At 60.5% G+C, this 14573-nt stretch carries 16 protein-coding genes; 9 read left to right on the forward strand and 7 right to left on the reverse strand.

What is annotated here, in order from left to right:
• Window positions 1-347: 347 nt before the first annotated feature.
• The 3 genes from FHW37_RS11865 to fabI all read left to right on the forward strand — a co-directional run bounded on the left by FHW37_RS11865 (window position 348) and on the right by fabI (window position 3754).
• Window positions 348-2315 carry a methyl-accepting chemotaxis protein gene (locus tag FHW37_RS11865; RefSeq protein ID WP_145636502.1) on the forward strand — a complete coding sequence of 656 codons (1968 nt, stop codon included), beginning with the start codon at window positions 348-350 and terminating at the stop codon, window positions 2313-2315.
• Window position 2316: 1 nt separating this feature from the next.
• Complete coding sequence (locus FHW37_RS11870; protein ID WP_145636504.1) at window positions 2317-2784, forward strand: chemotaxis protein CheW; 468 nt, start codon at window positions 2317-2319, stop codon at window positions 2782-2784.
• A gap of 223 nt (window positions 2785-3007) precedes the next feature.
• Window positions 3008-3754 (forward strand): enoyl-ACP reductase FabI, encoded by a 747-nt coding sequence (fabI, locus tag FHW37_RS11875; protein WP_145636506.1) that lies wholly within the window; start codon window positions 3008-3010, stop codon window positions 3752-3754.
• Window positions 3755-3784: 30 nt separating this feature from the next.
• On the opposite strand, the gene FHW37_RS11880 is transcribed toward fabI, so the two are convergent.
• The gene (locus FHW37_RS11880) at window positions 3785-4282 is read right to left on the reverse strand and encodes a CreA family protein (RefSeq protein WP_145636508.1); all 498 of its coding nucleotides are present in this window, start codon (window positions 4280-4282) and stop codon (window positions 3785-3787) included.
• A 79-nt stretch (window positions 4283-4361) separates the two neighbouring features.
• Complete coding sequence (locus tag FHW37_RS11885) at window positions 4362-4952, reverse strand: 3'-5' exonuclease (protein ID WP_145636510.1); 591 nt, start codon at window positions 4950-4952, stop codon at window positions 4362-4364.
• Between the two features lie 278 nt (window positions 4953-5230).
• Between FHW37_RS11885 and FHW37_RS11890 the strand changes: the two genes are divergently transcribed.
• The 3 genes from FHW37_RS11890 to FHW37_RS11900 all read left to right on the forward strand — a co-directional run bounded on the left by FHW37_RS11890 (window position 5231) and on the right by FHW37_RS11900 (window position 6546).
• Window positions 5231-5773: a GNAT family N-acetyltransferase gene (locus tag FHW37_RS11890; protein WP_145636512.1), complete on the forward strand. Its 543-nt coding sequence runs from the start codon at window positions 5231-5233 to the stop codon at window positions 5771-5773.
• 72 nt (window positions 5774-5845) lie between these two features.
• Window positions 5846-6103, forward strand: coding sequence for a type II toxin-antitoxin system Phd/YefM family antitoxin (locus FHW37_RS11895; RefSeq protein ID WP_145636516.1), 258 nt, complete (start codon window positions 5846-5848; stop codon window positions 6101-6103).
• On the forward strand, window positions 6100-6546 hold the full coding sequence (locus FHW37_RS11900) for a type II toxin-antitoxin system VapC family toxin (RefSeq protein WP_145636518.1): 447 nt from the start codon (window positions 6100-6102) through the stop codon (window positions 6544-6546). The genes FHW37_RS11895 and FHW37_RS11900 overlap by 4 nt, the downstream gene beginning before the upstream one ends.
• Before the next feature lie 2 nt (window positions 6547-6548).
• On the opposite strand, the gene FHW37_RS11905 is transcribed toward FHW37_RS11900, so the two are convergent.
• Window positions 6549-7007: a nuclear transport factor 2 family protein gene (locus tag FHW37_RS11905; protein ID WP_145636520.1), complete on the reverse strand. Its 459-nt coding sequence runs from the start codon at window positions 7005-7007 to the stop codon at window positions 6549-6551.
• A 111-nt stretch (window positions 7008-7118) separates the two neighbouring features.
• Window positions 7119-9278, reverse strand: a complete 2160-nt coding sequence (gene ligA, locus FHW37_RS11910) for an NAD-dependent DNA ligase LigA (RefSeq protein WP_145636522.1) — start codon at window positions 9276-9278, stop codon at window positions 7119-7121.
• 227 nt (window positions 9279-9505) lie between these two features.
• Here ligA and FHW37_RS11915 point away from each other — a divergent pair, with 227 nt between their 5' ends.
• The 3 genes from FHW37_RS11915 (at window position 9506) to FHW37_RS11925 (ending at window position 10764) form a co-directional block, all read left to right on the forward strand.
• Window positions 9506-9712, forward strand: a complete 207-nt coding sequence (locus tag FHW37_RS11915; protein ID WP_246690744.1) for a toxin-antitoxin system TumE family protein — start codon at window positions 9506-9508, stop codon at window positions 9710-9712.
• Window positions 9699-10037, forward strand: coding sequence for a hypothetical protein (locus tag FHW37_RS11920; protein ID WP_145636526.1), 339 nt, complete (start codon window positions 9699-9701; stop codon window positions 10035-10037). Before FHW37_RS11915 ends, FHW37_RS11920 begins: the two co-directional genes overlap by 14 nt.
• Before the next feature lie 163 nt (window positions 10038-10200).
• Window positions 10201-10764 carry a cytochrome b gene (locus FHW37_RS11925; RefSeq protein ID WP_145636528.1) on the forward strand — a complete coding sequence of 188 codons (564 nt, stop codon included), beginning with the start codon at window positions 10201-10203 and terminating at the stop codon, window positions 10762-10764.
• Window positions 10765-10767: 3 nt separating this feature from the next.
• Here the strand turns inward: FHW37_RS11925 and recN are convergent, their stop codons facing one another.
• From recN to lpxC, 3 genes are all read right to left on the reverse strand, one after another.
• Entirely contained in the window at window positions 10768-12441 is a 1674-nt protein-coding gene (gene recN / locus FHW37_RS11930; protein ID WP_145636530.1) for a DNA repair protein RecN, read from the reverse strand.
• Between the two features lie 28 nt (window positions 12442-12469).
• Window positions 12470-13336 carry an outer membrane protein assembly factor BamD gene (locus FHW37_RS11935; RefSeq protein WP_186458233.1) on the reverse strand — a complete coding sequence of 289 codons (867 nt, stop codon included), beginning with the start codon at window positions 13334-13336 and terminating at the stop codon, window positions 12470-12472.
• Window positions 13337-13532: 196 nt separating this feature from the next.
• On the reverse strand, window positions 13533-14489 hold the full coding sequence (gene lpxC, locus FHW37_RS11940) for a UDP-3-O-acyl-N-acetylglucosamine deacetylase (RefSeq protein ID WP_145636534.1): 957 nt from the start codon (window positions 14487-14489) through the stop codon (window positions 13533-13535).
• Window positions 14490-14573: the final 84 nt, after the last annotated feature.

The following is a 14573-nucleotide window of genomic DNA, read 5'->3' on the forward strand; positions in this document are numbered from 1 at the left end:
AGGGAACCAAGGCAGGACCGGATGTCCAGAGCGATAACGCCGCAGGTGTTGAAGCGCAATTCAATAAGTCGTTTCAGGCACCGCTGAGGAGTTTTGCCGCAGCCATCCGGCAAGGCTCGCGAGGACAATAAGGGGCAGCAGATTTTATGCTTAGCGGAAGTTTAACGCCTCGCTGGCAGGCTTGAACCTGCGAACACGATCAGTCGCGATTCGGCTCCGCTGCGCATTGTCTGCGCGGTGAAAGGCGCCACCAGCGATGATCCCGGCGACATGACGCCACCGGAGACCATTCGCGCCTGCCCTCCTTTACCGATCGCCGGCGCCGCCGGCAGCGAGACCCAACCCGCATGACGACGGCAACCTCCATTCGCAAGACACTTTCGGTCAGCCAGCGCCTCTGGACCCTTGGCGGCGTCGCCCTTGCCGGTATCGGCACGATGTTGGCGATCAGCTGGTATGAAGGCACGCAGATCGATACGGCGCTGAAGCATACGACCGAGGTCCAGCATCAGATCGACATTGCCAACGAGCTGCGCATTGCCAACCTGCAGCTCGTCCTTGCCGCGATGGACACGATCATCGACGCCGACGACAAGCAGATCCAGCCCGAGCGCCTCAAGGCGATCAACGACGCCGTTTCCCAATTGAAGGGCAGCGGTTCGACGCTGGCTTCGCTCGCGACCGAGATCGGCAAGCCTGACTTGGTCAGCTCCTACGGAACCGATGTCGATGTGATCGCCAAGGCGATCCAGTCCGACCTCAAGACCCTGGTCGAAAGTGGCGCGCCCGAAGCCGAATATGCCAGACTGGACGACGCCATCGATGGCGCCGGCGGCCGGCTGACCACGATGCTCACCACTCTTTCCGCCGGTGGCCAGGCCATGGTCGACCGGCGTATGACCCATACGATGGCACTTGCCAGCCAGTCGCTCTACATCCAGTTCGGCTTTGGCCTGCTTGCCCTCGTCAGCGTCTTCATCCTCCAGTCCATTCATGGCGGCGCGATCCGGCGCGGCATCAACAGTATCGCTGCCAGCATGACGCGGATCATGAATGGCGACTACGCAACCGCGGTACCCGGCACGGAACGTGGTGACGAGATCGGAGAAATGGCCCGCTCGACGGATGTCTTCCGTCAGGCCGCCGTCGAGCGCGAAGGTCTGCAGCTGCGCCTGGACGACGAACGCCAGCAGAGCGAAGCCCGCCGGCAGAAACGCGAGATCGACCAGAAGGGCGATGCGGACGCTCTGCATTTTGCCGTCGATTCGCTCGCCAAGGGTCTCAACCAGCTTTCGGAAGGCGATCTTTCCGCCTCGCTCGAAAAGCCTTTCCGTCAGGATCTCGAACGGCTGCGGATCGACTTCAACCGGGTCACCGACAAGCTGCGCGTGACGATGGCCGAGGTCGCGACCAATGCCAGCTCGATCGGCGCCAACGCCAACCAGATGCGCTCGGCTGCAGACGACCTTGCCAAGCGCACCGAAAAACAGGCCGCCTCGCTGGAACAGACATCCGCGGCACTCGACCAGATCACCGCCACAGTTCGCAACGCCACCGACCGCGCCCAGGAGGCAAGCGAGATGGTGACGCATGCAAAGAGCTCGGCCGAACAGTCGGAAACTGTCGTGCGCAATGCGACGGCTGCGATGGGGCGAATCGAGGATGCGACGGCCGAGATCGGCAAGATCATCAATGTCGTCGATGAAATCGCCTTCCAGACCAATCTTCTAGCGCTGAATGCCGGTGTCGAGGCCGCCCGAGCCGGGGAAGCCGGCAAAGGCTTTGCGGTCGTCGCCCAGGAAGTCCGCGAACTCGCAGGCCGGGCAGCAGGCGCCGCCAAGGACATCAAGGCGCTGGTCGGCCGCTCCAACCTTGAAGTGCGCAACGGCGTCGATCTCGTCAAGGCAACCGGCGAGGCGCTGGACCGGATCGGCGATGACGTCCTGAAAATAAACGATCATGTTCACTCGATCTTCACTTCTGCGCGCGAACAATCGACCGGACTGACAGAAATCAATACCGCGATCGCCCAGATGGACCAAGCCACGCAACAGAATGCCGCCATGGTGGAGCAGAGTACTGCCGCCAGCCATTCGCTTGCCGGTGATGCCGAGAACCTGAACAGGCTGATCAGCCAATTCCAGATAAGGGGCAATGCCGGGCCACGTCTCGTCGAGACGGCAGGACCGAGCCCTTCGACCAGACCCTCGCCTGCCCACACGCTGATGACCAGAGTGGCCGGCGCCTTCAACAACAACACCCCGTCTGCAGCGGTAAGGGCTGCAGATGCGGCCCAAAAATGGGAAGAGTTCTGACATGAGCAATGCCATCAAGCAGTCCGGCGCCTATCTCGAAATCGTCTCCTTCCATCTCGGTGACCAGGAGTTCTGTATCGACATCATGGCGATCCGCGAAATTCGCGGCTGGGCGCCGGTGACGCCGATGCCGCATACGCCGCCCTACGTGCTCGGTCTCATCAACCTGCGCGGCGCGGTTATCCCGGTCATCGACATGGCCTGCCGCCTCGGCATGAAGATGACCGAGCCGTCGGAACGTTCCGCCATCATCGTCACGGACATCGCCGGCAAGCTGGTCGGCCTTCTGGTCGAACAGGTTTCCGACATGATGACGATCAAGAGCGAAGACCTGCAGCCGGCACCGGAAATCATCCCGGAAGCCCAGCGCGATTTCTGCCGCGGCATCGTTGCCCTGGAAAAGACCATGGTCTGCTTCCTCAACCTCGACACCGTCATCGCCGACGAATTGTCGCGCGAAGCCGCCTGATACAAGGCAGAACACTCAACATCGAAGCCTCCGCTGGCCCTGCCACGCGGAGGTTTTGCCATGGCAGCCCGCCCCTTGAACCGACCTGTGCGGTTCACACGGGCAACGAAGCAGCCACTTTCAAAATATACCAAAAGCCGTAACCATAGTTCGAAGCTTGGCTCGACAGGCCGCCGTCAATATATTTTAGTTATCTCTAATTCAAATCGGATTGGGAGACGACATGAAGGCGCTTATTGTCGGAGTTGCAAACGAACACTCGCTGGCCTGGGGCTGCGCCAAGGCTTTGAGGGCACGCGGCGTCGATCTTGCGATCACCTACCAGAACGCCAAGGCCGAACCTCATGTCCGGCCGCTTGCCGAGGAAATCGGCGCAGAAATCATCATGCCGCTCGATGTCGGCCGGCCGGAAGAGATGTCGGCCCTTTTCGGCGCGATCAAGCAGCGCTGGGGTCGGCTGGACTTCATGCTGCACGCCATCGCTTTTGCCCCTAAAGCCGATCTGCACGGCCGCGTCGTCGACTGTTCGCCGGAAGGTTTTTCGATGGCGATGGACATTTCCTGCCATTCGCTGATCCGCATGGTGCGCCATGCCGAACCGCTGATGGAAGACAGCGGCTCCGTCGTCACCCTCTCCTATCTCGGCGCCGAACGGGCGGTATCCAGTTACGGCATGATGGGCCCGGTCAAGGCGGCGCTGGAAAGCAGTGTCCGTTACCTAGCCTCCGAACTCGGCGAAAAGGGTATCCGCGTCAACGCGTTGTCTGCAGGCCCGGTCCGCACCCGCGCCGCCTCCGGCCTCGTCGATCTCGACGGCCTGATCGAGGACACGCTGGCCGGCGCGCCGATCAAGCAGCTGGTCACGATCGATCAGGTCGGCGCCATGGCCGCCTTCCTGATGTCCCCGGAAGCCCGCTATGTCACCGGGCAGACGATCTATGTCGATGGCGGTTACAGCATCGCGGCATAAGAAACCAAAGCAGCTAAAGGCAGTCGAAGCTCACGGCTTCGGCTTGCCGTTCTTCCACACCGGATTCTGGTTGTAGAGCGGCACTGTCGAGATCGCCATCTTGGCCGAACCATCGGTCAGTTCGCGCGTATGGACGAGATAGATCAACGTGTCGTTCGCCTTGTCGTAGATTCGATTGACGACCATCTTCTTCCAGATCAGCGACATGCCGGCGCGAAACACCTCGTCGCCATCCTTGGACAGATCGATATCGCCGATCTCGATCGGCCCGGTCTGATTGCAGGAAATCGAATTGTTCGACGGATCCTCGAACCAGTTGCCGTTCTTCAGGCGGTCGATGACACCGCGATCGAAATAGGTGACATGACAGGTGACGCCCTTCACCTTCGGATCTGCCAGCGCCTCAACCACGATGTCATTGCCGGTCCAGTCGACACCGACCTGACCGACGACTTCGGCGGAGGCAGGCGTCTGAAAAAGGCCTAGCGCAAGCGCGGCTGCAGGCATGATGGAAGCAAGTCGGCGCATCAAAAATCTCCGGTCAACGATCCGTGATCAGAGATAGGATTTTTCGCCTATGTTGCAATACGCCTTCGGGTTTGACGGTTCAGCGTGTCCGCAGCGTACAGGGCGCATATCCGCCGGCATAAAGCCGACCGACCGTCATGCCGATCCTGCCCGGAATGTCGCGCACATGCTTGGCGCCCACCGACCGCGCAATCGCAAGCGTCGCCTCGGCACAGATTGCCGCATCCTCGGCCGCGTTGTGATGGCGAAAGGACAGGCCGAGATGGCCGGCCAGAACATTGAGCTTGTGGCTGCCAAGCTGCGGCCAGGCATGTTTCGCCATTTTGACGCTGCAGAGATAGGAAAGCTCGGGATAGGACTGCCGGTACTGGTCGAGCGTCGCCCGCCAGACGCTGAAATCGAAGGCGGCATTATGGGCGATCATCGTCGCGCCGACAAAATCATCGGCGAACTCGTCCATCACCTCGGGAAATTCACCCGCATTCTCGACGTCATCAGGCGTAATCCCGTGGACGGCGATGTTGAAGGAGGAAAACCGCATGTCCTTCGGCCGGATCAACCGCTCCTCGACCCGGACGACCCGGCCATCCTCGATCCAGGCAAGCCCGACCGAGCAGGCGCTGCCGCGTTGCTCGTTGGCGGTTTCGAAATCGATGGCGATGGTTTTCAAATGCAGCCGTCCCGGATGATTGTGCCGGGACTTCTAGCGCCGGCTGGGCGATTCGGCAAAGAATGTGAGATATGGCACCTTGACCCATCGCGGCTTTTCCGGCCTCATACCCACTATGACCAACACCGTCGCCCTTACCCATCTTACCATGACCATCCGCCCTGCAGGGCGTGTGGCGGGTTTGGCGCGTTAGCCGGTCATCCGTCCACCACCCTGCCGAACGTTGGCAGGGTCGGGAGATACCGCTCTGCTTCGGCATCAAGACCAAGGAGAGCGACATGAAAATTCCGGACGACGATATCAGCGAAAAACCACCCCGAGCGGCCAAGCTTCAGGGCTTCGTCATCCGCGCGGCAACCCCGGACGATGCGGAGGCGATTTCTCTGCTCGCCAACCTGCCCGGTTACCGCTTCGGGACCTTGCGCATGCCCTTCCAGACCGTCGCAGAAACCCGCAAATGGCTGGAAAACCCTGCGCCGGGGGCAAACAGGCTGGTCGCGGATCTCGACGGGCTTGTGATCGGTGATATCTTTCTCGGACCGAATTCGGGCCGACGCCGGCATGCGGCGACGCTTGGCATGGGCGTCCACGACGACTTTGACGGCCGCGGCGTCGGCTCGGCGCTGATGAAAGCCGTACTCGATATTGCCGACAACTGGCTGAACCTGAAACGCGTCGAGCTGACGGTCTATACCGACAATCAAAGCGCCATCCGCCTCTATGAGAAAAACGGCTTCGTCACCGAGGGCCATTTCAAGGATTTCGCTTTTCGCGACGGCCGCTTCGTCGATGCCTATTCGATGGCGCGACTAAAGGGGTAAGGGCTTCGGCTTGTCTAAAAAAATCAACCGGCGTAAAGTGGTCACAGGTGACCCTTTTACGCCGGAGCTACAATGTCGACAGTCAGCCTGAAGGATGCGAAAGCAGCTTTTTCCAGCATCGTCGATCAGGCGAGCGCCGGAGAATTCGTCACGATCACCCGTCATGGCAAACCGGCCGCAGTTCTGGTCAGCGTCGATGCCGCTGAGATTGCCAGGAAGGTATCGCTGACGCGACAGCACAGTCTTGCCGACCATCTTCTCGCATTCCCTGCCGGTGACGGGATCGATTTCGAGCGAAACAGGACGCCATCACGGGATATCGATCTGTGAGCGGATTTCTGCTCGATACGAACGTCATCTCGATAGCCTCGCCATCCGGACCAGGCGCGCCAAAAACGTTTGCGGCATGGTTGCGGCAACAGGAAGAAGCCGGCACGCTTTATCTTTCGGTCGTTACCGTTCACGAGATCGAAAAGGGCACCCGGCTGCTTGAACACAAAAAGGCGACGGCACGTGCAGCCGATATCCGCAGCTGGCTCGATCGGTTGATCACGATATTCGAGGAGCGGATATTGCCCTTCGATATAGACGCGGCAATCGTTGCCGGAGAGTTGGAAGCCCTCGCATTGTCGAAAGGCCATCAACCGGGAATGGCCGACGCGATGATCGCGGCGACCGCCAAAATCCACGACCTGACGATCGTGACCCGCAATACCAAGCATTTCGCCCCATTCGGCATCGACATCTCGACGCCGGAACAAATCGCGGGCTGAGCTCAGAACATCGTATTCGTGTTCGCAGATTTTTCCGGGATCGGCTGCACGGCATCCCAATGTTCCTCGATCTTCCCGTCCTTGAGGCGAAAGATATCGACGATGGCATTGCCGCGTGTGCCGGGTTCGCGCAGCGCAAAGACATGCAGGATGACGTAATCGCCGTCCGTAAAGACCTGTCTGATCTCGCTATGCGACTGCGGGTATTTTTCCTTCAGGAAGGCGAGAAAGTTCTTGAGGCCCTCAGGCCCGTCCGCCGCGTTGGGATTGTGCTGCGTATAAGTGCCGAGATAAACGGAGGCGGCAGCAAAATCCTTCTGGTTCAGCGCCTTTTCATAAAAATCGAGAACGATTTCCTTGTTGCGCTTTTCGGTGGCAGACGGCTCCGCCTGCTGGGCAAAACTCGGCGCGGCGATAAACGTCGCCAGAGCAAGCGTGGCGATGGAAAGCGCAGATCTCATAAAAAATGTCCTGTTCATGTCGTGGCAATGCCGGCGGCCGTTTGAGGCCGCCCTGCGCATAGACACAAATCCCGCCGTCACGGGGAAATGAAAATCGCTTTACCGAAAAGATCAGCCGGCAATGAAGGCGAGCCACTCGTCCTCGTCCATCACCTCGACGCCAAGCTCCCGCGCCTTGTCCAGCTTCGAGCCGGCACCCGGCCCTGCGACCACATAATCGGTCTTCTTGGAGACGGAACCGGCGACCTTGGCGCCAAGGCTTTCGGCCCGTGCCTTGGCCTCGTCGCGGGTGAATTTTTCGAGGCTGCCGGTGAAGACGACCGTCTTGCCGGCGACCGGGCTGTTCGAGGCCGCAACCTGTTCGGCCGCCTGCGGCGTCACTTCCGCAAGCAGCTTGTCGATCACCTCGACATTACGCGGCTCCTTGAAGAACTCGACGATGGCACGGGCGACGATCTCGCCGATCCCCTCGATATTATTGAGGTCCGCCCAGGCGTCACCGGTCAGTGATGCAGCTTCCTTCATCGCCTGTTCGAAGGCCGGATAGGTACCGTAATGGCGGGCGAGCAGCTTTGCCGTCGTCTCGCCGACATGGCGGATGCCGAGCGCATAGATGAAGCGGTTGAGCGCAATGGAGCGCCGCTCATCGATCGCCTCGAACAGTTTTTTGACGCTGACCTTGCCGAACCCTTCGATATTTTCGAGCTTGGTCAGCGGCGATGCTTCCTGTCGCTTCTTCAGTGTAAAAATGTCCGGCGCGGTGCGGACCTGCAAGGCCGGATCTTCCGTCTCGAAAAAGAAGTCTACCTGCTTCGACCCCAGCCCTTCGATATCGAAGGCATTGCGCGAGACGAAATGTTTCAGATGCTCGGTCGCCTGCGCGCTGCAGGTAAAGCCGCCGGTGCAGCGGGTGACCGAATCGAGCTTGCCGGTCTTCTCGTTCTTTTCACGCACCGCGTGGCTGCCACACACCGGGCAGACCTTTGGAAACTCGTAACGCACGGCATCCGCCGGCCGCTTCTCCATCACGACATCCAGCACCTGCGGAATGACGTCGCCGGCCCGCTGCACGATGACGGTGTCGCCGATACGGATGTCATGTCCTTCCTCGCGAATGCGCTCGCCGGAATTGCCGATGCCTTCGATATAATCGGCATTATGCAGCGTCGCATTGGTGACGACGACACCGCCGACAGTGACAGGCGTCAGCCGCGCGACCGGCGTCAGCGCGCCGGTACGGCCGACCTGGATGTCGATCTTTTCGACATGGGTGAACGCCTGCTCGGCCGGGAATTTATGGGCGGTTGCCCAGCGTGGCGAACGCGAGCGAAAACCGAGCCGCGCCTGAAGGTCCAGCCGGTCGACCTTGTAGACGACACCGTCGATCTCGTAATCGAGATCCGGCCGCTCCAGGCCGATTTGCCTGTAGTGGCCGATAATGTCCTCGACGGCAAAAAGCCGCCTCATCAGCGGATTGACCGGAAAACCCCATTTTTCGAACGTCTGCACCATGCCCAGCTGCGTATCGGCCGGCATGTCCGACATCTCACCCCAGGCATAGGCGAAAAAGCGCAGGTTGCGGCTTGCCGTCACCTTCGCATCGAGCTGGCGCAGCGATCCTGCCGCCGTATTGCGCGGATTGACATAGGTCTGCTTGCCCTCGGCCTCCATACGGGCATTGAGCGCCAGAAACTCGCTCTTGGTCATGTAGACCTCGCCGCGCACCTCGACCACGTCAGGCACGCCGGCCGGAAGCTGGTTGGGGATCTCCTTGATCGTCCGGATATTTTCCGTGACGTTTTCGCCGGTCGTGCCGTCGCCGCGGGTCGCGGCATTCACCAGCCTTCCCTGCTCGTAACGGATCGACATGGAAAGACCGTCGATCTTCGGCTCGGCGGTAAAGGCGATCGAATTGTCCGGCAGCTGGCCGAGGAAACGATAGACGGAGCCGACGAAATCCGCGACGTCCTCGTCGGAAAACGCGTTGTCGAGCGACAGCATCGGCCGTGCATGGGTGATCGGCGCGAAGGTCGCAAGTGGCGCGGCACCGACCTTGACCGACGGTGAGTCAGCCCGCACCAGCTGCGGAAACTGCTTTTCGATCGCATCGTTGCGGCGCTTCAGCGCGTCGTAATCGGCATCCGAAATATTGGGCGCATCGTGACCGTGATAGGCCTCGTCATTGCGGGCGATTTCGGCGGCGAGAAACGCAAGCTCGGCCGCCGCCTGTTCTTCGGTCAAAGTGTCTACGGGCGTTTTGTCGGCGGCCATGCAATGTTACTCCTTCGATCAGGAAATCGTTTTTAGAGCAAAATTTCATAAGCGAAAGACCGCGCCTCGCGGTTCCACTGCCTGATTTCCGTCATGATAATTGAAGCCATTCCTCGATGATGATATGGAGGTCATCAGTGGTTCGCGCAATCTGTCTGCTGAAAAGAAGGCTGGATCGCTCACCACGGTCATTCGTGGATCTCTCCGTTTTCGAAATACCGGAGCCATTGAGGGGCAGCAGGCATCTCTACAAATACCGTTTGGCGCTGGTCGTGAACGAAGTCTGCGTCATGCGGTATGACAATGAGGCCGGCAAAGGCGACCACCGGCATTTGGGATCGGTCGAAACGCCCTATGCCTTCACGGACGTTTCGACATTGCTGCGCGACTTCTTCACCGAAGTCGAAAGGTTGGAAAAGAATGGCGACGCTTAGGATAAACATCGCAACGGCAAGTGACATCATCGCCGATTTCGAAGCCTCCAGAAATCCCGGCAAGCCGACCTACAGTTTTGCGACATGGCAGGATCTCCATGCCGCCCTCACTCCTAACCGGGTTGCGATTCTTGCTGCCATGAAGAACAGGGGGGGCATGACGATGCGTGAAGTGTCCCGACTGGTGAAACGGGATTTTCGCCCCGTCCATGCGGATCTCGCCGGATTGCTTAAGATCGGCCTTCTCGATCGGCATGAAGCAGGTGTCATCTTTCCTTACACGGATGTGCATATAGATATATCGGACATATCCAAGGCCGCCTGACCTCGCGACAAACAGCATGGTCGAAATACGCCATAGATGCAGCCCGTCTCACGAATAAGTTCCGCCTTCTCCCTAAAACTGTGCCCGCCTTGACTGGACGAAACCATGCCGCCGCCGTTAAACCGGCGCAGAACAGTCAAGTTAAGGGTCAGATAGGGAACGGATGCAGAATCGCTGGCGGGATACGGGTTTGCGTTATGGGCTGGTGACACGTGGCCTGCACTGGCTGATGGCGCTGCTGCTCATCTGGCAGTTTTCCGGCATCGTGCTTTATAAGCTGTTCGGCCAGACAGCCGTCTCGGACCTGATCAACCTCACCCATGGCGAACTCGGCCTCGCTGTTCTTGTCCTTGCTGCAGTCAGGGCGGTCTGGGGCCTCTATAACCTGAAGGATCGCCCGCCGCATGAAAGCGGGCTGCTCGGCCTTGCGGCTCGCACCGGCCACCTGATGCTCTACCTGTTGATGCTGGCGATACCCGGCCTGGCGCTTCTGCGTGCGATCGGCTCGGAATGGGGCCTTACGCTGTTCGGCTGGCAGGTACTGCCGCGCACCGATACGAATGTCGAATGGATGGTGGCGCCGGGCAATCTTCTGCACGGGCTGTTCGCCTGGGCGCTGCTCGCGATGATCGCAGGCCATATCGCCATGGTCTTCATCCATCGTCATGTCTGGAAGGATGACGTCCTGCGCCGCATGACAGGCCGAGCATCGGCGCCGGCCGAGTAAGGCTCAGCCGTTACCGGACAGCAGCCGCTTCGCCGCGGCCCTCGCCTCGTCCGTCACCGAGGCACCAGCGAGCATGCGGGCGATCTCTTCGGTCCGGTGTTCCGGCTCCATCGTCGCCACGCGAGTGGCGATCTTGTCGGACCCTTCGCCGGCCGGCCCCTTGGAGATGAGAAGATGCGTTGCTGCACGGGCCGCCACCTGCGGCGCGTGGGTAACGGAGAGAACCTGCACCGTTGCCGACAGGCGTTTCAGCCGCTGACCGATGGCATCCGCCACCGCACCACCGACACCGGTATCGATTTCGTCGAAGACGAGCGTCGGCGCGGAACCGCGATCGGCGAGCGCAACCTTCAGCGCCAGCAGGAAACGCGAAAGCTCGCCCCCTGAGGCAACCTTCATGATCGGGCCGGGACGCGTGCCCGGATTGGTCTGGACGTGGAATTCGACGGTATCGATGCCCTCCGCCGTCGCTGCATCCGCATCGGCTGTCACTTCCACCATGAAGCGGGCACGTTCCAGTTTTAGCGCCGGCAATTCGGCCATGACGGCATCGGCCAGCGTGCCGGCACCCGCCGAGCGCTTGGCAGAAAGTGCCTGAGCCGCAGCGTCAAATTCCGCCTTGGCGGCGACGGCGATCTTTTCCAGTTCCCCGAGACGTTCTTCGCCGGCATCGAGATCGGCGAGATCAGCAACCATCTTTTCGGCCAGCGCCGGCAGGTCGACGACCGCGACCGAATATTTGCGACCGGCGGCACGCAGCGCAAACAGCCGTTCCTCGACGCGCTCAAGCTCGCGCGGATCGAATTCGGTACGGCGCAGTGCCGCCTCGACTTCCATCTGCGCGCTGGACAGGTGATTGAGGGCCTGGTCGAGCAGTTCGACGGTCTCTTCCAGAAGGCCTGGTGCCTCATGGCTCTTGCGTTCCAGCCTGCGCACCATCGAGGCAATCAGCGGCACGGGCGATGCATTGCCGTTCAGGAATTCGGACGCTTCCGAAATGTCGCCGGCGATTCGCTCCGACTTCTGCATTTTCGAGCGCTGTTCTGCGAGCTCGTCTTCCTCGCCGTCACGTGGCGCAAGCGCTTCCAGCTCTTCGACCGAAGCGCGGATATAGTCTGCCTCGCGGGCGGCGGCCTCCACCTTGGCCTTGTGCGCCTTGTAGGCGCGATCGGCATCACGCCATGAGCGGTAGAGGCCGGAAACGGTCGAAACCTCGTCAGTGAGGCCGGCAAAGGCATCCAGCAGCGTCCGGTGGGCATCGGTATCGATCAGCGCACGATCGTCATGCTGTCCGTGGATCTCGACCAGAACCTGGCCGATCTGGCGCATCAGCTGTACGCTGACCGGCTGGTCGTTGATCGAGGCGCGGGTGCGCCCGTCGGCGGACTGGATACGGCGAAAAATCAGGTCGCCGTCATCGTCGAGGCCATTGTCGCGCAGAAGTTTTCGGGCGGCATGGTTGCCCGGCACGTCGAACACGGCCGTCACCTGCCCCTTGTCCTCGCCATGGCGCACGAGACCGCCATCGCCGCGGCCGCCAAGGGCCAGCGACAGACTGTCGAGAAGGATGGACTTACCCGCGCCGGTCTCGCCCGTCAGAACCGAAAGCCCGGCCTCGAAGGCGAGATCCAGCCGCTCGATCAGGACGATATCGCGGATCGACAACTGGATCAGCATGGGGCCTCTTTAACGTCTCTGGCGTCCGTCAGGCGCCGACGATCTTCGATGCGGCGCGCGAAATCCAGGAACCCTTGTTTTCACGCGGCTCGACGCCACTGCCCTTCAGGAGCTTGTAGCTGTCGGCATACCACTGGCTGTCGGGATAGTTGCGGCCGAGAACGGCAGCTGCCGTCTGGGCTTCTTCCACGATACCCATGGCGAAATAGGCTTCCGTCAGACGCGCCAGACTTTCTTCGACCTGGTTGGTATTGGAATAGGTCTCGACCACGGTGCGGAAGCGCTGGATCGCGGCCAGATATTCCTTGCGCTCGAGATAGTAGCGGCCGATCTGCATTTCCTTGCCGGCCAGCTGGTCGCGGGCAAAGCGGATCTTCGTCTGCGCATCCTCGACATATTCCGAATTCGGATAGTCGTTGACAACCTTGCTCATCGCCGAGATCGTGTTGGTGGCCGCCTTCTGGTCCTGCGTCACGTCAGCGATCTGCTTGGAATAGGCCAGACCGACCAGATACTGGACGTAGGCCGAATCCTGCGAGCTCGGATACTGGTTCAGATAACGGTTGCCGGCGGCGACTGCATCATCGTTGCGGCCGAGGCGGTATTTCGTGAACGTGCTCATCACCAGCGCCTTGCGGCCCCATTCCGTGAACGGGTTCTGGCGGTCGATGGCGTCGAACTTGCGGGCCGCCTCAAGCAGGTTGCCGGCCTTCATGTTCGCCAGACCCTGATTGTAGAGCATTTCCGGCGATTCGCTTTCGAAGCCGAGCTTCGTAATATCGACGTCCTTATCGGACTGGCAGGCCGTCATGCCCATCGCTGCGCCCGAAAGCACCAACGAGACGAGCGCCAGCCTTGCTGTTTTACGCATTCCTACAGACTTCGCATTCGTCATTCGACAGTTCCCGATGTCCCGCCCATTCCAGCCGGCTGTGAGAGCAGGCCGTTTCTAGCCATAAAAGCAATGGCAGGGCAACGCAATGATGACGCATTAATGCATTTTTGTGGCGGGCGACCGCCCTATATGCCTGTCATCCAAGAAAAAACCGCTTTCCATCATGGAAAGCGGTCAAGGTTCACTGGAGGTGAATTCAGGCGAAGGACGGCGCCGCTTCCGAGACGCTGACCGGGACGAAGTCCCCTGCCCTCAGCCGCGCCACGCGCGAGGTCGGAGCCTCGACGATTTCATAGGCGGTCGGATCGCTCAGAAGAGCCTTCAGGGCATTGGCATTCATCTTGTGGCCGCCGCGATAGGAACGGTAGCAACCGATAAACTGGGCACCGGCAAGCGCCAGATCGCCAACGGCGTCGAGCGTCTTGTGGCGAACGAATTCGTCCGTGTAACGCAGGCCTTCGACATTGACGACCGAATCATCGTCGGAAATGACGACGGAATTTTCGAGCGAGGAGCCGAGCGCGTAACCGGCTGCCCAGAGGCGCTCGACATCACGCATGAAGCCGAAGGTACGAGCGCGGGAAAGTTCCTGCTTGAAGCGCGGCGCGGTGAGTTCGCCCTTCCAGCTCTGGCGACCGATCAGCGGCGAGGCGAAATCGATCTCGACTTCGAATCGCGTGCCGTCATGCGGGCGGAACTCCGACCAGGACGCACCCGAATCAATCCGCACCGGCTTGACGACGCGAATGTAGCGACGCTTGGCCGACAGGTTGACGATACCGGCCTGTTCGATCGCTTCGATGAAGGCAAAGGAGCTGCCGTCCATGATCGGCATTTCGCCGCCATCGACTTCGACCATGACGTTGTCGACGCCAAGCGCATAAAGAGCGGCCATCACGTGTTCGATCGTCGCGACCCAGCGGGACGGCGAGGTGCCGAGCACGGTGCAGAGATCCGTTGCGCCGACCTGCGAGGAAACGGCGCGATATTCGGCAGAGGTACCGTCGGCGAACTGGCGCGAAAACACGATGCCGGTGCCGGCTTCGACGGGCTGGAAGGTGATGCTGACGGGCGCACCAGAATGAACGCCGATGCCGGCCAATGTAACCGGGGCGGCGATGGTGGTCTGGAACCCGAGCAATCCGATGGTCATTCTCACTGCTTTCTTCTCGCGGCCCCCAATCATCGGGGCCGTATTTTCGAATGTCGCGGCGCCTGTATCCGACAGGCAATGCGA

The sequence above is a fragment of the Neorhizobium alkalisoli genome (assembly GCF_007829835.1).
Classification (GTDB): domain Bacteria; phylum Pseudomonadota; class Alphaproteobacteria; order Rhizobiales; family Rhizobiaceae; genus Neorhizobium.